Here is a 16,001-nt window from a genome sequence, read left to right on the forward strand (position 1 = left end):
GAGTTCCGTCCCCGTTGAACGAAGAATCCGCCCCCGCGCACGACAGCTTGAACCCGGTCGGCGTCGGCGAGACTCCGGCGGCGCCGCCCGAACCGGGACCGGGCTGGGCTCCGCCCGATGCGCCCGTCGCAGAGGCACCGGTCGGCGGCCCGCCAGCACCGGTGCCGCCGGCACAGGGGTTCCAGCCCGTCTACGGGATGCCCCCTGCGCCGGTTCAACGGCGGACGAACCCGTACGCGAAGGTCGCGCTCGCCGCCGGGATCATCGGCATGATCCTGTTCTCGGTCGGGTTCGCCATCGCGGCGTTCGTGCAGATCAGGCGGCGCGGCGAGAGGGGCAGGGGGCTGGCGGTCGGCGGACTGGCCGCGTCGCTGGTGTGGATCGTCGTCGGCGGGCTGATCGCCGCGACGGTGCTGCTCTCGCCGGAACGCGACGGCTCGGGGCAGATCACGGCGAGCGGCAAGACCGTCCTCTCGCGTCTCAAGACCGGCGACTGCTTCACCGGGTTCGGGGAGGAAGCGAGCCAGGTGATCGTCACCGCGCTGCCGTGCACGCGTCCGCATGACGGGGAGATCGTCGCGGACGCCGCACTGCCGGACGACAACGACTTTCCCGGCGACAAGGGCCTGGAGGCCGAGGCGAACAAGGTGTGCACGGACCGGCTGGAGTTCCTCACGAAGAGCCGCTACTACAAGGACCTCGAGATCTACGTCGCGAAGCCGGGCGAGCCCGCCTGGCGGAGCGGTGACCGGCAGGTGGTCTGCGCGATGCGGTACACGGGCGCCGGCACGCTGAGCGCGCCGCTGGCCACGAGCATCGACCCGGACATGAAGACCCTGAGAGAGGTCGAGGTCGGCGACTGCTTCACCGAATGGGAGCTCACCGCCACGGCGTCGCGCGGCGTCCCGTGCACCGAACGGCACAGGGTGCAGGTGTACGCCGCGTTCGAGTTGCCCTGGCAGGGCCTGGACCCATCAAGGAACTGGTGGGAATACCCGGGAGATAAGCTTATTGACAAGCACGCCAAGGATGGGTGCAACCGGAGAGCGGACAAGGTCTTCGCGAAGAATCCGCCGCCGGTCGAGATGGAGACCTACTACCTCGCGCCGACGAAACGGGACTGGGATTTCAGCGTGCGCAATGTGATCTGCCTTGCCTCGGTGAAGCACGGGACGCTGAAGAGGTCCGTCCTCGGGAAGTGATCGGGACGGCGTGCCGCCGGGGGTCGGCGGCACGCCGTACGGGGTCAGACGACGGCGCCGGAGTCGTCGCGGGTGCGGGTGGTGCGGGGTGCCGCGGCGCGGGGGCGCGGCGGCGGGCCCGCGAAGCGCTCCAGGACGACCGCGAGCGGCGTGGCGGTGAAGACGCTGGAGTACGTGCCGACGAGGATGCCCGCGAGGAGCGCGATCGCGAAGTCGGTCAGCGTGTCGCCGCCGAGGACGGCGAGGGCGGCCAGGATGAACAGGGCGCCCATGCCGGTGTTGACGGTGCGGGGGACGGTCTGCAGCACGCCCCGGTTCGCGACCTCCGCGAACCGGGTGCGGGGCTCGGCCGTCCACAGTTCGCGGACGCGGTCGAACACCACGACGGAGTCGTTCACCGAGTAGCCGATGACGGTGAGGAGCGCGGCGAGGAAGACGCCGTCGATCGGCTTGCCGAGCCAGGCGAACAGGCCGGTGACGATCACGACGTCGTGCAGCATCGCCAGCACGGACCCGGCCGCGAACGTCCAGCGGAACCGGAACGTCAGGTAGGCGAGCTGCACCAGCAGGGCCACGCCGAGCGCGATCAGGGCCTTGGTGCGCATCTCGCCGCCGAGGCTCGGGCCGATCAGCTCGTCGCGCTGCTTGGCCGCGCCGCCGCCCTGCTGCGCGAGCGCGTCCCGGATGCGCTTCTCCTGCGCGTCGGTGAGCTTCGCCGTGCGGACGGCGATGCCGTCCTTGCCGGACGTCTGGACGGTGGCCTGCGGGAATCCGGCGCGGGCGACGGCGGAGCGGGCGTCGCCGATGTCGACGGGGCGGCCGGTGGTGTACTCGACGGCGCGTCCGCCGGTGAACTCGACGCCGTAGTTCAGGCCCCGGGCGAAGATCCCGGTGACGGCGAGGGCGACGGCGAGGCCGGACAGCGCGAGCCAGAGCGTCCGGCGCTTCATCAGGTCGGGTGCGCGGTGTTCCAGCCATCGGCGGATCCGGCCGCCGGGGCTGAGCCCGCCGGCCTTCGAGCGGCCGGTCTTCGGCATGCGGGCGAGGGCGGCGTCGGTGAGGACGCGGCTGAGCAGCATCGCCGAGACGAGCGAGGCGAGGACGCCGATGCACAGGGTGACGCCGAAGCCCTTGACCGGCCCGGACGCGAGGAAGAACAGCAGCCCGCCGGCGAGCAGGGTGGTGGCGGCGGAGTCCGCGATCGCCGACCACGCCTTGGTGAACCCGATGGCGAGCGCGTTGCGCGGGGTCCGGCCGGGTGCGGCGGCACGTTCCTCTCGGGCGCGTTCGAACGCCAGCACGTTCGCATCGATCGCCATCCCGATCGCCAGGACGAACCCTGCGAGGCCGGGCAGGGTGAGGGTGGCGCCCGCGGCGACGAGCGCGGCGTAGGAGATCAGGGCGTAGCCGGCCAGCGCGACGGTGGCGAGCAGGCCGACGAGCCGGTAGACGGCGGCGATGAACAAGCCGGTCAGCGCGACGCCGATGACGGCGGCCCAGGCGCTGGCCTTGATCGCCTCCTCGCCGAGGGTGGGGCCGACGACCCGCTGCTCGACGATCTTCACGGGGACGGGCAGCGCGCCGCCCTGCACCAGCGCGGCGAGGTCCTTGGCCTCGTCGGCGCCGAAGTTCCCGGTGATCCGGGTGGACCCGCCGGTGATCCCGGTGCCGCAGGCGACGTCGGCGCTGACCTGCGGCGACGAGATGACCTTGCCGTCCAGGACGAACGCGACGCGGCGCTCGTCGCCGGTGGCGCAGGCGGCCTTGGCGGTGGCCTTCTCCCAGGCGGCGCCGCCGCCTCCGCGGAACTTGATGCCGACGTCCCAGCCACCGAGGCCCTCGGGGTCGAAGGACGCGGAGGCCGAGCCGATGCCGTCGCCGGTGAGCAGGGCGGGCCCGACGAGGACCGGGCGGCCGCTCTCGTCCGGGAGTTCCCGCTCGCCGGTGCCGGCCGGGCCGTCGGCGGCGCGGACGGGGTGGGCGGTGAGCTGCGCGGTCCGGCCGAGCAGCGCCGCGGCGTGCGACGGGTCCTGCACGTCGGGGAGCTCGACGATCAGCCTGCGGTCGCCGGAGCGGGTGATGGACGCCTCGGCGACGCCGAGCGCGTCGACGCGGCGGTGCAGGACCTGGCGGGCGCGGTCGGTGGCCTCGCGGCCCGCCTTGACCGACGGCGAGTCGCGGGTCTCCAGGACGATCTGGGTCCCGCCGCGCAGGTCGAGGCCCAGCCGGGCGGGTTCGGACAGGGCGAAGTACAGCGATGCGGCGAGCACGGCGAATGCCAGGACCGCCCGCACCGCGTTGGCGCGAGTCAAGGGGAAACCTCCACACGGAGCTGTGGCGCCGCCGCTTCGCAAGGGGGCGGCGCCGCTGGACGAACGTCAGATCCGTGTGGCGAGGGGCGGGGCGCGTCCCCGCGGTGCGCCCGTCGCCGCGACGACGGGTTCGGTGTGGCCGGCGGCGGGCCGGACGGTCCGGACGAGCGCCGGGCGGACGTCCGGGCCGGCGGACGCGAACGCGCCGGGCGCGGCCGGTGCGGCCGGCCCGGCGTGGTGACGCGCGGTCGCGGCGGCGGCGTGCGCCGGCCGCGGCGAGGACGCGTGTCCCGCCGCGTACTGGACGGCGGCGGCGCGGACGGAGGCGCCCGGGCCGCCGGATGCCGCGTCGAGAGCGCCCGGCGCGGGCGCGCCGGCGAGGCCGAGGAGCCCGAGCGCGAGGGCGAGCAGCCAGCGGACGGCGGCGGGCGAGCGGCGCGGGTCGCGCATGGCCCTCCTCCCCGTCCGCCACCGGCCCGGCGGCGGGTGGTCCGGCCCAATCTAGGCCACTTCGCGACCGGACGCATTGGACCGCAACAAAGCGAGAAAGCACGGAGTCGGGACTCCGTCAACCGGGGCTCGCGCCACAGGACCCTACCCGCGTCCCGCCGGTACGGCCTTACCAGCAGACACTGGCTGGTGTCCCGATCCGGCCAGGCCGGGTTCGGCCCGGAGCCATTGCCGGGCCGGGAAAGGCGAATTACTTTCGCGTTGCCCACCCCGAACCGGACAGAGGAGTTTCCGGTGGCACGAATCAGACAGACCGCGATCGTCGGGACCGCCGCGCTGGCCGTCCTCGCCGCGGGGATCGCCCCCGCCTCGGCCGCGGGCACGACCATCCGCAAGGGCTCGGCCACCGCCGCCCCCTACGCGGGCAACGTGCAGGCCTCGCTGCTCGGCAACGCGACCGTCTCCACGTCGATCGGCAGCGGCTCCTGCAGCCAGTCGACGATGACGGGCTCGATCAACTCCGACGGCAGCGGCCTCAGCATCGGCAGCGCGAACTTCAGCAGCTGCACCGGCACCGCCTCCGTCACCATCACCGCACAGGCCCTGCCGTGGACCGGCGGCACCGTCGTCTACGACTCCGGCCACAGCGGCAACCGCGACGCGGCGGTCACGATCGCCCACTTCAGCGTCAAGGCCGTCGTCGACCTGTTCGGCGGCATCACCTGCGTGTTCGGCGGCAACCTCACGGCCAACGGCTACAACCCCGACAACGCGAACCGTCCCGTCACCAGCAACAACCAGGCGCAGGTCGGCGTCAACGGCGCGACGGTGAACAAGCAGTCCGGCAGCAACTTCCTCTGCCCGTCCACCGCCACCGTCACCGCGACGTACCAGCTGCGCGGCGAGACCACCGCCGGCTCCGGCACCTACAACCAGACCCTGTACGTCACGAGCTGATCCTCCCGAGGGGTGCGCTCCCGAGCGACGTGCTCCCGCCGATTCGAATGATCGCTCCCAACGGAAGCGGGCCGCCCCCACATGAGGGGCGGCCCGCGACCGCTTCGGAGTCCGTCGTCCGGCGGGTCAGCAGCCGACGAGCTGCGCGGCCAGGAACGACTCGACCTGGCCGATCGCGATCCGCTCCTGGCTCATCGTGTCGCGCTCCCGCACGGTCACCGCGTCGTCCTCGAGGGTGTCGAAGTCGACGGTGACGCAGAACGGCGTGCCGATCTCGTCCTGCCGGCGGTAGCGGCGGCCGATCGCGCCGGCGTCGTCGAAGTCGACGTTCCAGTTGCGGCGCAGCCGCGCAGCGAGGTCACGGGCCTTCGGCGACAGGTCGGCGTTGCGCGACAGCGGCAGCACCGCGACCTTGACCGGGGCGAGCCGCCGGTCGAGCCGCATCACGGTCCGCTTCTCCAGCTTGCCCTTGGCGTTGGGCGCCTCGTCCTCGGCGTAGGCGTCCATCATGAAGGTGAGCGTGCAGCGGTCCACGCCCGCCGCCGGCTCGATCACGTACGGGGTGAACCGCTCGCCGGACTCCTGGTCGAAGAACGACAGGTCCGTGCCGGACGCCTTGGAGTGCGTCGTCAGGTCGTAGTCGGTGCGGTTGGCGATGCCCTCCAGCTCGCCCCACTCGCTGCCGACGAAGTCGAACTTGTACTCCACGTCCACGGTGCGCTTGGAGTAGTGCGACAGCTTCTCCGCCGGGTGCTCGAACAGCCGCAGGTTCTCCTTGCGGATGCCGAGGTCGACGTACCACTGCAGGCGCTCGTCGATCCAGTACTGGTGCCATTCCTCGTCGCTGCCGGGCTTGACGAAGAACTCCATCTCCATCTGCTCGAACTCGCGCGTCCGGAAGATGAAGTTGCCCGGCGTGATCTCGTTGCGGAACGACTTGCCGATCTGCCCGATGCCGAACGGCACCTTGCGGCGCGCGGACTGCTGGACGTTCAGGTAGTTGATGAAGATGCCCTGCGCCGTCTCCGGCCGCAGGTAGGCCAGGCCCGACTCGTCCTCGACGGGGCCGAGGTAGGTCTTGAGCAGGCCGTTGAACATCTTCGGCTCGGTGAACGAGCCCTTCACCCCGCAGTTGGGGCAGGTGATGTCGGCGAGCCCGTTCGCGGGCGGCCTGCCGTGCTTCTCCTCGTAGGCCTCCTCCAGGTGGTCGGCCCGGAAGCGCTTGTGGCAGGACTGGCACTCGGTGAGCGGGTCGACGAACGCCTGGACGTGGCCGCTGGCCTCCCAGACCTCGCGCGCCAGGATGACGCACGAGTCCAGGCCGACGACGTCGTCGCGGCCCTGCACCATGGACTTCCACCACTGGCGCTTGACGTTGTTCTTCAGCTCGACCCCGAGCGGCCCGTAGTCCCAGGAGGCGCGGAGCCCGCCGTAGATCTCGCTCGACGGGTAGACCAGGCCCCGCCGCTTGGCGAGGTTGACGATCGTGTCCAGCACATCGGAACGGCGTGCCATGAGTGTTCTCTCCATCCGGCTGGCGGTCGGCGGGTCAGTGCGAACGCCCCGGTCCCGCGCGGACGGCGGGACGGCGGCGATGGTGATCCCCGGTGATGGTGCGCTGTGAGCGCGGTGAGGCGCGGTCCCCCGGCGCCTCAGAGCATTTCCCAGCTTAGGGCACCGGAGAGGGTCCCCGGACGGCGCCGCGATGGGGCGTGTCGGGCCTTCCGGTCATGCGCACGCGGAGGTCAGTAGGCGCGGCCGTCGGCGAGGCTGGTGTCGATATTGAGGGTGACGCCGCCGTGCCGCTCCTTGTGGGCGCCCCTGTACTGCTTGATGCGGCGGTGCGGCGGCCACCAGCTGTCCTTCAGGAACTTGTCGCCGTACACGCGCGCCTTGCCGTTCCAGTTGGCGAACCAGATGCCTACGGGCTTGGCGATGCCCCTGGCGGCGCCCACGTCGTGGACGCCGGAGCTGGCGCTCCCGTAGAGGCACGGCTTGTAGTGCTTCTTCGACACCGTCTTGACCCAGGCGTTCACGAAGCGCAGTACGGCCGCCTTGCAGGTGGAGTTCCTGCTCTTGTACGCCTCCAGGTCGAGGTAGATGGGCTGGTCGGACGGGATGCCGAGCGCCTTGGCCCTGGCCACCGCGTCCTTCCCGGTCCGCTTGCCCTGGGACGCGGCGTTCCGCGCGGTGAACTTCTGCGGGCGCGTCCCGCACGGCGGCTGGAGGCCGACGTACGTGGGCAGGATCCGGTAGCCCATCTTGTGGACCTTCTTCACCCACGAGGCGGTGAGGTTCGGTTGCGCGCAGCCGCGCGCGGCGCCGCCGATGTAGATGTTGGTGACGCGGTACGAGGAACGCCACGCCTTCATCGTGGACAGCGACGGGGCGGTGCAGGTGTCGAACCCCTTGCCGGACGCGTAATCCAGCCGGTCCGGCGGGTCCGGCGGGTCGGCCGGGGCGCTGCGGTGGGTGGCCGGCCCCGACGGCGGCGCGGCGGGCTCCGCCGGCGGAGCCGCGGGCGCGGGCCTGGCCGGCGGCTTCTCGTGCGCGTGCGGCTTGGCGGTCACGCGGGTGCCGCGCAGGACGCGCTGGAGCGCGGCCGGGTCCGTCCCGTACACGCCGGTGATGCCGATACCGGCCTCGGGCAGCGCCAGGCTCGTCTCGTGCCCGACGTTCGGCCGGACGGTGAACGAGCCGAGCTTGTCGCCGTGCACGACCGTGCGGGACGCCGCGACGTCGTGCAGCGGCTGGACGTGGACGGCCTCGGTGCGGCCGACCACCCGGGCCGGGCAGTCCGGCTGCGGGCCGGGCCGTCCCAGGTAGACGGCGTGCCGGTCGTAGCGGACGCAGGCGGACGGGTCGTCGTCGAGGCGGACGACCGTCCAGCCGGCGGGGACGGGGACGCGCACGCCGTGGTAGCCGACCGAGCGCGGCTTCGCGGCGGCGAGCACCCCGCGCTGGGCGGCGCGGTGCGCGTCCTTGGGCGCGCCGAGGATCAGCGTGGTGGCCTGGTGGGCCGCGGACCCGGCGGGGGACGCCGCGTCGAGGGCGCCGAGGCCCGCGATGGCGGCCGTCCCGGTGGCCGTGCTGAGCAGGACGACAGCGGTCTGCGAGACGACACGGCGCATCACTTCTCCCCCGAAGTACGCCGGGCCCGTCGGCGGCGGCCGTCTCCCCCGCGGGCCGTCGGCATGATCATGACCAGGCGAAGATGACCTTGAAGGGCGGGGCCGAAACCGGGTCGGGACGCTTCTTGCCCCGGTATTGCCCGCTTCGTTGATCGCCGATCAGGAAGCCGGGGGCGCGCGGGCCGTATCGAGCGGAGCGGCAGCGGCCGTGTCAGGCGGAGCTGACGACCTCGTAGGCGCCGGGTTCGTCCACCGCGTACACGGCCAGCGGCATGAACTCCAGCCGGACCTCGTAGGCGCCGAGGGCGCGGCGGTAGTGGCCGGCGCCGTCCCATTCGGTGACCAGCGCCCACAGGCCGGGCTCGTCGACGGTCCTGGCGAGCCGCCCGGACACGAATCCGGTGCTGCGCGACAGCGCGGCGAGCACCGCGGTCATGCGCTCGGCGAAGCCGTCGCCGTCCGCGTCGGGCACGCGGTACCGGGTTATCGCGATCATCCGCCCATCCTCGCAGTACGTTGGCCCCGTGGAGACACGGAGCGGACGGGACCGGCCGGCGGGCGGCGTGCGGGCGGCGGTCGAGCGGTGGAGCGCGGCGCCGGTGGTGTTCCTGCACCGGCTGCCGCGCGGGGTGCTGCTCGTCGCGGTGTTCGCGCTGCTGGTGGTCGGTATGGCGGGGACGGGCTGGGTCGCGGCGGCCGGGCTGCTGGTGCTGGCGGCGGCGCTGGCCTGGTTCGCGTTCCTGAACTGGCCGGAGCTGGAGGCGCAGGGCCGGGTGCTGCGGATCGCCGCGCTGGCGGTGCTGGTCGGATTCGCCCTGGGGCGGGGCATTGGACGGTTTTGACAACCGTTTTCATCTTCGTCCATAATCGGGGGATGCCCCGACCCCGCACAGCGCTCCGCACCGTCCCCGCCGCGGCCCTCGCCGCCGCAGGGCTCGGCGCGGCGCTGGCGGGCTGCGGCAGCGCCGTCGCGGACGTCCCGCCGGGGAAGACGGCCGTGGTCGCGTCCTTCTACCCCGCCGCCTGGCTCGCCGAGCAGGTCGGCGGCGATGACGTGTACGTGCGGACGCTCACCAGGCCCGGCGCCGAGCCGCACGACCTGGAACTGACCGCCAAGCAGGTCGCCCAGGTCGAGAAGGCCGGCCTCGCCGTCTACGTCAAGGGCGTCCAGCCGGCCGTGGACGACGCCGTCCGCGAGCACGCCAAGGGCCGGTCGCTCGACGCGGCCGGCCTGGTGAAGACGCTGCCGCCGCCGTCCGGCGACGAGAGCGACGTCGAGGAGCACGACGGCGACCGGGGGCACGCCGACGTCGGCTACGACCCGCACGTCTGGCTGGACCCCGTCCGGATGGCCACCGTCGCGACCGCCCTCGGCGACCGGCTCGCCAGGGCCGACACCGCGCACGCCGCCGCCTACCGGCAGCGCGCCCAGGCCCTCGCCGTGCGGTTCGCCGGCCTCGACCGGCGCTTCCGCGACGGGCTGAAGGACTGCGCCCGCCGCGACATCGTCACCGCGCACGCCGCGTTCGGCTACCTCGCCGAGCGGTACGGGCTGCGGCAGGTGTCGGTCGCGGGCATCGACCCCTCGATGGAGCCGTCGCCGAAGCGGCTCGCCGCGCTGACCCGCGAGGTGCGCTCGACCGGCGCCACGACGATCTTCACCGAGAAGCTCGTCAGTTCGAAGGTCGCCGAGTCCCTCGCCCGGGAGGCGGGCGTGCGGACCGCGGTGCTCGACCCGGTGGAGGGCGTCGAGAAGGGCTCCTCCGACGACTACATGTCCATCATGGACCGGAACCTGCGGACGCTGCGTCCCGCCCTGGAGTGCTCATGACCGACCGCGAGCCCGCGGCGGACCGCGGCGAGGCCGCGCCGCCCTTCGCGATGACCGGCGGCGTCGTCCGCCGGGACGGCCGCGAGGTGCTGTCCGGCGTCGACCTGCGGGTCGCCGCGGGCGACGTGCTGGCGATCCTCGGACCGAACGGCGCGGGCAAGTCCACGCTGGTCAAGGCGCTGCTCGGGCTCGTCCCGCTGGCCGCCGGCCGGACCGAGATCTACGGCGAGCCGCCCGCCCGGTTCCGCGGCTGGCGGCGGGTCGGGTACGTCCCGCAGCGGCTGCCGATGGGCGGCGGCGTCCCGTCGACGGTCCGGGAGGTCGTGGCGTCCGGGCGGATCGCGCGGCGGTCGCGCTGGCTGCCCGCGCTGGTCACCGACCGGGCCGCCGACCGCGCCGCCGTGGACCGCGCACTGGAGGCCGTCGGCCTGACCGGCCGGGCCCGCGACTCGGCGCACCTGCTGTCCGGCGGACAGCAGCAGCGGGTGCTGATCGCCCGCGCGCTGGCCGGCGAGCCCGAGACGTTCGTGATGGACGAGCCGACCGCGGGCGTGGACGCGGCGAGCCAGGCGGCGCTCGCGGCGACGCTGCGCGGCCTGGCGGAGGCGGGCCGGACGGTGGTGCTCGTCGCGCACGAGCTCGGCCCGATGGAGCCGCTCATCACCCGCACGGTAGAGCTGGAGCACGGCCGCGTGGCGCGCGAGAGCGGGCCGCGCGTGACGGGGAGCAGGACGGGGAGCACGGCGGGGAGCGCGGCGTGACGGAGATGCTGCAGTTCGACTTCATGCGGATCGCGCTGGTGATGGCCGTGCTGATCGGCCTGACGGCCCCCGCGGTGGGGACGTTCATCGTGCAGCGGCGGCTGTCGCTGCTCGGCGACGGTGTCGGGCACATCGCGCTGACCGGCATCGGGCTCGGCCTGCTGACCGGGTCGTCGCCCGTGCTGGGCGCGCTGGTGGTGGCGGTGCTCGGCGCGGTGGCGATCGAGGTGCTGCGCGCGCGCAGCCGCAGCGGCGCGGACGTGGTGCTCGCGCTGCTGTTCTACGGCGGACTGGCGGGCGGCGTGATCCTCACCAACGTGGAGGGCGGCGGGTCGAGCCTGCAGTCGTACCTGTTCGGGTCGATCAGCAGCGTGACGGCGTCCGACCTGTACGTGGTCGCGGGCCTCGCGGTGATCGTGCTGCTGATCGTCGCGGTGTTCGGCCGGGAGCTGTTCCTGCTCTGCCAGGACGAGGACGTGGCGCGGGCGGCGGGGCTGCCCGTCCGGTTCCTCAGCGTGCTGATCGCGGTGACCGCCGCGGTGACCGTGGTGATCGCGATGCGCGCGATCGGGCTGCTGCTGGTCAGCGCGCTGATGATCGTGCCGGTCGCGGCGGCGCAGCAGCTCACCCGGGGCTTCCGGAGCACGATGCTGGTGGCGATGGGGGCCGGTGTACTGTCGGCGGTGTCGGGCCTCGCCGGCTCCTTCGAGTACGATCTTCCCCCTGGCCCCTCGATCGTGCTGCTGGCGCTGGCGCTGTTCCTGGCGGCGGCCGCCGGGGGGACCGTGGTGCGCCGCCGGCGCGCCCGCCGCGCCGGGGACGCCGTTCCCGCGCCGGCCGGGCCGGGCGGGCGGCCGCGGGTGGACGCCGAGGCGGAGGTGATCAGAGGATGACGACGGCCCGCCGCGACGCGGTGCGGCAGGTGCTGGCCGGCTGCGAGGGCTTCCGCAGCGCCCAGGACATCTACGCCGACCTCCGCGCCGACGGCTCCAAGATCGGCCTGACGACGGTGTACCGGGCGCTGCAGGCGCTCAGTGACTCCGGCGAGGTCGACGTGCTGCGCACCGACGAGGGCGAGGCGGTGTACCGCGCCTGCCGGACCGAGGAGCACCACCACCACCTGGTCTGCCGCGCGTGCGGCCGGACGGTCGAGGTCGAGGGCCCGGCCGTGGAGCGCTGGGCGGACGCGATCGCCGCCGAGCACGGCTTCGCCGAGATCACCCACACCGTCGAGGTGTTCGGGACCTGCGCGGACTGCCGGTCCGCGGCCGGCTGACCCGTCCCGGCCCGCCGCGGCGCGCGCCCGCGTTCCAGTGCGGCGCGCGCCCGCGTTCCAGTGCGGCGCGCGCTCGCGTTCCAGTGCGGCGGGCGCGGCGCAAGGCGCGTAGTTCACACGCTCCGTATCGGTCTTTCGGCTGTTTGTAACAAGTACAACTAAATCCTCGTATGTCATAAATGTCCCATTGCCAGGGCGGGCCCGACGGCGGGCCCCTCGGGGGGCCATGGCGCTCCGCACGAGAGGGCGTTCATGACAAGACGGGCGATCACCAGCCGGCGGACCGCGCTCCTGGCGTCGGCGGCCCTGCTCGCGACGGCCGGCACCGCGCTGCCGGCGTCCGCGCGCGAGGCCCCGCGTCCCCCCGATCCGCGGACCGCCGCCGCGCACGCGCTGAAGGCGCTGCCCGCGCACGGCGCGCAGACCCGCGACGGCGGCGGCCAGGCGTTCAAGGCCGTCGGGGTCACCGTGGACCGGGACGGCACGTCCCACACCCGGATGACCCGCACCTACGACGGGCTCCCGGTCCTGGGCGGCGACATCGTCGTCCACCAGTCGGCGTCCGGGACGTGGCAGGGCAGCAGCCTCACCCTCGCCAAGGCACCGGCCGACGCGAGCCCCGAGCTCCCCGCCAAGTCGGCCACCAAGAAGGCGCTGACCAAGGGCCACAAGGCCAAGGGCGCCGCGCAGCTCGTCGTCGAGGCGCGCACCGCCGACCACCGGCCACGCCTCGCCTGGCGGATCCAGACCGCAGGCAAGCAGGCCGACGGCACGCCGAGCCGCCTGCTCACCACCGTCGACGCGGCGACCGGCAAGGTCCTGCTGCGCGAGGAGACGATCCGCACCGACGCCGGCGACGGCCGCTCCCTCTACACGGGGACGGTGCCGCTGCAGACGACGAAGTCCGGCAGCACGTACCAGCTGAAGGACCCGACGCGCGGCGGCACCTACACCGGCGACGCCCAGAACCAGACCGACTTCTGCTTCCTGTCGTTCTGCCTCTACCGGGCCCCGGCGACGATCTTCACCGACGCCGACAACCACTGGGGGAACGGGACGACGTCCGACCGGGCGACCGTCGCCGTGGACGCCCAGTTCGGCACCAACGAGACCTGGGACTTCTACAAGAACGTGTTCGGCCGCCTCGGCATCAACGGCGACGGCAAGGGCTCGTTCAACCGCGTCCACTACGACAACGGCTACGCCAACGCGTTCTGGGACGACTCCTGCTTCTGCATGACCTACGGCGACGGCGACGGGACGCAGCTCGGCCCGCTCACCGCGCTGGACGTCACCGCCCACGAGATGACCCACGGCGTGACGTCCGCGACCGCGAACCTCACCTACTCCGGGGAGTCCGGCGGGCTGAACGAGGCGACGTCCGACATCATGGCCGCCGCCGTCGAGTTCTACGCGAACAACTCCGCCGACCCCGGCGACTACCTGGTCGGCGAGAAGGTCGTGCTGCCCGGCTTCGGCAAGGCCGCGCTCCGCTTCATGGACAAGCCCAGCAAGGACGGCAAGTCCGCCGACGCCTGGTCGTCCACCACCAAGAACCTCGACGTGCACTACTCGTCGGGCGTCGCCAACCACTTCTACTACCTGCTGTCCGAGGGCAGCGGCGCCAAGACGATCAACGGCGTCTCCTACGACAGCCCGACGTCCAACGGCTCCACGGTCGCCGGCATCGGACGCGACGCCGCCACGAAGATCTGGTACCGCGCCCTCACCACGTACATGACGTCCTCCACCGACTACAAGGGCGCCCGCACGGCGACCCTGAACGCGGCCAAGGACCTGTACGGCGCGGGCAGCGCCCAGTACAACGCGGTCGCCGCCGCCTGGTCGGCCGTGAACGTGAGCTGACGACCGTCCCAGCGTGACGAAGGCCCCGCACCGCCCGGCGATGCGGGGCCTTCCGGTTCGCGCCCGGCCGCATGGGACACAATCGGATCATGGCTACGACACGCACCGCCAACGCGCACTGGGAAGGGCCGCTGCTCAGCGGCCAGGGCACCGTCTCGCTGGACTCCTCCAAGGTCGGCACGTTCGACGTGACGTGGGCGTCGCGCAGCGAGGAGCCGAACGGCCGGACGAGCCCGGAGGAGCTGATCGCCGCGGCCCACTCCACCTGCTACTCGATGGCGCTCTCGCACGGCCTCGCCGGCGCCGGGAACCCGCCGGAGAAGGTGGACACCAAGGCGGAGGTGACCTTCCAGCCCGGTGAGGGGATCACCGGCATCCACCTGACCGTCCGGGCGAGCGTCCCCGGCCTGTCCGCCGACGCCTTCGAGAAGGCGGCGCAGGACGCCAAGGCGAACTGCCCGGTCAGCCAGGCCCTCACCGGAACCAAGATCACCCTGGACGCCGCGCTCGTCTGAGCCGGACCCGCGTCAGCCGGTCGCGGCGGTGGGCTCCACCGGGTTGGGGAGCGCGCCGCCGTACCGGCGGTCGCGGCTCGCGTACACCTCGCACGCGTGCCAGAAGTGCCGGCGGTCGAAGTCGGGCCACAGCGTGTCGAGGAACACCATCTCCGCGTACGCCGACTCCCACAGCAGGAAGTTGGAGGTGCGCTGCTCCCCCGACGACCGCAGGAACAGGTCGACGTCCGGGATGCCCGGCTCGTACAGGTAGCGGGCGAACACCTTCTCGGTGATCTTGTCGGGGTTGAGCCGGCCGTCCCGCACGTCCCTCGCGATCGCCGCCGCCGCGTCCGCGATCTCCGCGCGGCCGCCGTAGTTCACGCAGAACTGCAGCGTGAGCACGTCGTTGTGGCGGGTCATCTCCTCCGCCGTCTCCAGCTCCTTGATGACGCTGCGCCACAGCCTCGGGCGGCGGCCCGCCCAGCGCACCCGCACGCCCATCGAGTTCAGCTGGTCGCGGCGGCGGCGGATCACGTCCCGGTTGAAGCCCATCAGGAAGCGGACCTCGTCCGGCGAGCGCCGCCAGTTCTCGGTCGAGAACGCGTACGCCGACAGGTACGGCACGCCCAGCTCGATCGCGCCCATGATCACGTCGAAGAGCGAGTCCTCGCCGCGCTTGTGCCCCTCGGTGCGCGGCAGCCCGCGCTCCTTGGCCCAGCGGCCGTTGCCGTCCATGACGATGGCGACGTGCTTCGGCACCAGCTCCGCGGGGATCGGCGGCGGCTTCGCGCCGTCCCGATGCGGTTCCGGGGGCAGAACGGCCCTTCTCACACTCTCTCCCTGTTGGTGTCGTCGCTGCGGCCCGCGCCGTCCGGCGGCCCGCCGGCGGCCTCGCGCTCGACGTGCCGCAGCGAGCGGATCCCGTGCTCCAGATGCCACTGCAGGTAGGCGGCGACCAGGCCGCTGCTCTCCACCCGGTGGCGGGGCTCGCTGGCGTCGGCGTACTCCCAGTCGCCGCGCAGCAGCGCCAGCATCAGCGCGAACGTCGGCGGCGCCGGCGTCGCGGCGCCGGGCTGCCGGCAGTTCGCGCAGACCGCGCCGCCCGCCGCGATCGCGAACCCGCGCAGCCCGCCGCGGGTGCCGCACCGGCAGCACTCGTCCAGCGCCGGGGCCCACCCGGCGACCGACAGCGAGCGCAGCAGGTAGGCGTCCAGCACGAGCCGCGGGTCGTGGCCGCGCTCGGCGAGCGTGCGCAGCCCCCCGACCAGCAGCAGGAACTGCCGCAGCGCGGGCTCGCCTTCCTCGCCGGCCAGCTTGTCGGCGGTCTCCAGCATCGCCGTCCCCGCCGTGTAGCGGGGGTAGTCGCTGACCAGCGCCTCCCCGTACGGGCGCAGCGTCTCGGCCTGGGTGATCAGGTCGAGCGAGCGGCGCTCGTACAGCTGCAGGTCGACGTGCGTGAAAGGCTCCAGCCGCGCGCCGAAACGGGACTTGGTCTTGCGGACCCCCTTCGCCGCGGCGCGGATCCGGCCGCTGCGCCGGGTCAGCACCGTCACGATGCGGTCGGCCTCGCCCAGCTTCTGGGTGCGCAGGACGATGCCTTCGTCGCGGTAGAGGGTCACCCGTTCATTCTCGCGCACGCGCCCGGGTGCCTCGTTGCACCGCCCCGGCATCTCCGCAGGATCTTCACAAGTCCCCCGCATTCACCGATCGCCGGGGAT

General features: G+C 73.1%; 16 protein-coding genes. 9 read left to right on the forward strand and 7 right to left on the reverse strand.

The annotated features are described in order from the left end of the window. Window positions 1-14: 14 nt before the first annotated feature. Window positions 15-1,202, forward strand: coding sequence for a septum formation family protein (locus J4709_RS18885; protein ID WP_208242497.1), 1,188 nt, complete (start codon window positions 15-17; stop codon window positions 1,200-1,202). 44 nt (window positions 1,203-1,246) lie between these two features. On the opposite strand, the gene secD is transcribed toward J4709_RS18885, so the two are convergent. Together secD and J4709_RS18895 are read right to left on the reverse strand one after the other, a co-directional pair. Continuing rightward, the gene (secD, locus tag J4709_RS18890; protein WP_208242499.1) at window positions 1,247-3,514 is read right to left on the reverse strand and encodes a protein translocase subunit SecD; all 2,268 of its coding nucleotides are present in this window, start codon (window positions 3,512-3,514) and stop codon (window positions 1,247-1,249) included. Between the two features lie 66 nt (window positions 3,515-3,580). Further along, window positions 3,581-3,964, reverse strand: a complete 384-nt coding sequence (locus J4709_RS18895; RefSeq protein WP_208242501.1) for a hypothetical protein — start codon at window positions 3,962-3,964, stop codon at window positions 3,581-3,583. 294 nt (window positions 3,965-4,258) lie between these two features. Here J4709_RS18895 and J4709_RS18900 point away from each other — a divergent pair, with 294 nt between their 5' ends. Then, a complete protein-coding gene (locus tag J4709_RS18900; RefSeq protein ID WP_208242503.1) occupies window positions 4,259-4,921 on the forward strand; it encodes a hypothetical protein in 663 nt (220 codons plus the stop codon). 126 nt (window positions 4,922-5,047) lie between these two features. Here the strand turns inward: J4709_RS18900 and J4709_RS18905 are convergent, their stop codons facing one another. The 3 genes from J4709_RS18905 to J4709_RS18915 form a co-directional block, all read right to left on the reverse strand. Continuing rightward, complete coding sequence (locus J4709_RS18905; protein WP_208242505.1) at window positions 5,048-6,436, reverse strand: glycine--tRNA ligase; 1,389 nt, start codon at window positions 6,434-6,436, stop codon at window positions 5,048-5,050. Between the two features lie 230 nt (window positions 6,437-6,666). Beyond that, window positions 6,667-8,052, reverse strand: coding sequence for a glycoside hydrolase domain-containing protein (locus tag J4709_RS18910; RefSeq protein ID WP_208242507.1), 1,386 nt, complete (start codon window positions 8,050-8,052; stop codon window positions 6,667-6,669). Window positions 8,053-8,263: 211 nt separating this feature from the next. Then, window positions 8,264-8,548 carry an antibiotic biosynthesis monooxygenase family protein gene (locus J4709_RS18915; protein WP_208242509.1) on the reverse strand — a complete coding sequence of 95 codons (285 nt, stop codon included), beginning with the start codon at window positions 8,546-8,548 and terminating at the stop codon, window positions 8,264-8,266. 28 nt (window positions 8,549-8,576) lie between these two features. On the opposite strand from J4709_RS18915, the gene J4709_RS18920 reads away from it, so the two are divergent. From J4709_RS18920 to J4709_RS18950, 7 genes are all read left to right on the forward strand, one after another. Next, the gene (locus J4709_RS18920) at window positions 8,577-8,894 is read left to right on the forward strand and encodes a DUF6703 family protein (protein WP_208242511.1); all 318 of its coding nucleotides are present in this window, start codon (window positions 8,577-8,579) and stop codon (window positions 8,892-8,894) included. A 32-nt stretch (window positions 8,895-8,926) separates the two neighbouring features. Next, window positions 8,927-9,883 (forward strand): metal ABC transporter solute-binding protein, Zn/Mn family, encoded by a 957-nt coding sequence (locus J4709_RS18925; RefSeq protein ID WP_208242513.1) that lies wholly within the window; start codon window positions 8,927-8,929, stop codon window positions 9,881-9,883. Next, window positions 9,880-10,644, forward strand: a complete 765-nt coding sequence (locus tag J4709_RS18930; RefSeq protein ID WP_372442112.1) for a metal ABC transporter ATP-binding protein — start codon at window positions 9,880-9,882, stop codon at window positions 10,642-10,644. The genes J4709_RS18925 and J4709_RS18930 overlap by 4 nt, the downstream gene beginning before the upstream one ends. After that, a complete protein-coding gene (locus J4709_RS18935) occupies window positions 10,641-11,537 on the forward strand; it encodes a metal ABC transporter permease (RefSeq protein WP_208242516.1) in 897 nt (298 codons plus the stop codon). Before J4709_RS18930 ends, J4709_RS18935 begins: the two co-directional genes overlap by 4 nt. Beyond that, a complete protein-coding gene (locus J4709_RS18940) occupies window positions 11,534-11,920 on the forward strand; it encodes a Fur family transcriptional regulator (protein ID WP_208242518.1) in 387 nt (128 codons plus the stop codon). The genes J4709_RS18935 and J4709_RS18940 overlap by 4 nt, the downstream gene beginning before the upstream one ends. A 252-nt stretch (window positions 11,921-12,172) precedes the next feature. Then, a complete protein-coding gene (locus tag J4709_RS18945; protein ID WP_208242519.1) occupies window positions 12,173-13,786 on the forward strand; it encodes a M4 family metallopeptidase in 1,614 nt (537 codons plus the stop codon). Between the two features lie 89 nt (window positions 13,787-13,875). Then, complete coding sequence (locus tag J4709_RS18950) at window positions 13,876-14,301, forward strand: OsmC family protein (RefSeq protein ID WP_208242521.1); 426 nt, start codon at window positions 13,876-13,878, stop codon at window positions 14,299-14,301. 12 nt (window positions 14,302-14,313) lie between these two features. On the opposite strand, the gene J4709_RS18955 is transcribed toward J4709_RS18950, so the two are convergent. Beyond that, on the reverse strand, window positions 14,314-15,114 hold the full coding sequence (locus J4709_RS18955; RefSeq protein ID WP_208242522.1) for an isoprenyl transferase: 801 nt from the start codon (window positions 15,112-15,114) through the stop codon (window positions 14,314-14,316). Further along, window positions 15,111-15,902: a DNA repair protein RecO gene (gene recO, locus J4709_RS18960; RefSeq protein WP_208242523.1), complete on the reverse strand. Its 792-nt coding sequence runs from the start codon at window positions 15,900-15,902 to the stop codon at window positions 15,111-15,113. The genes J4709_RS18955 and recO overlap by 4 nt, the downstream gene beginning before the upstream one ends. Between the last annotated feature and the right edge of the window lie 99 nt (window positions 15,903-16,001).

The sequence above is a fragment of the Actinomadura violacea genome (genome assembly GCF_017573465.1).
Classification (GTDB): Bacteria; Actinomycetota; Actinomycetes; order Streptosporangiales; family Streptosporangiaceae; genus Spirillospora; species Spirillospora violacea.

What these genes read in the sequence shown, in the direction of transcription:
- J4709_RS18930 (WP_372442112.1), top strand. Translation starts at nt 9,880, where the DNA reads ATGACCGACCGCGAGCCCGCGGCGGACCGCGGCGAGGCCGCGCCGCCC.
- J4709_RS18950 (WP_208242521.1), top strand. Translation starts at nt 13,876, where the DNA reads ATGGCTACGACACGCACCGCCAACGCGCACTGGGAAGGGCCGCTGCTC.
- J4709_RS18940 (WP_208242518.1), top strand. Translation starts at nt 11,534, where the DNA reads ATGACGACGGCCCGCCGCGACGCGGTGCGGCAGGTGCTGGCCGGCTGC.
- J4709_RS18925 (WP_208242513.1), top strand. Translation starts at nt 8,927, where the DNA reads ATGCCCCGACCCCGCACAGCGCTCCGCACCGTCCCCGCCGCGGCCCTC.
- J4709_RS18915 (WP_208242509.1), bottom strand. Translation starts at nt 8,548, where the DNA reads ATGATCGCGATAACCCGGTACCGCGTGCCCGACGCGGACGGCGACGGC.
- J4709_RS18895 (WP_208242501.1), bottom strand. Translation starts at nt 3,964, where the DNA reads ATGCGCGACCCGCGCCGCTCGCCCGCCGCCGTCCGCTGGCTGCTCGCC.
- J4709_RS18945 (WP_208242519.1), top strand. Translation starts at nt 12,173, where the DNA reads ATGACAAGACGGGCGATCACCAGCCGGCGGACCGCGCTCCTGGCGTCG.
- J4709_RS18910 (WP_208242507.1), bottom strand. Translation starts at nt 8,052, where the DNA reads ATGCGCCGTGTCGTCTCGCAGACCGCTGTCGTCCTGCTCAGCACGGCC.
- J4709_RS18905 (WP_208242505.1), bottom strand. Translation starts at nt 6,436, where the DNA reads ATGGCACGCCGTTCCGATGTGCTGGACACGATCGTCAACCTCGCCAAG.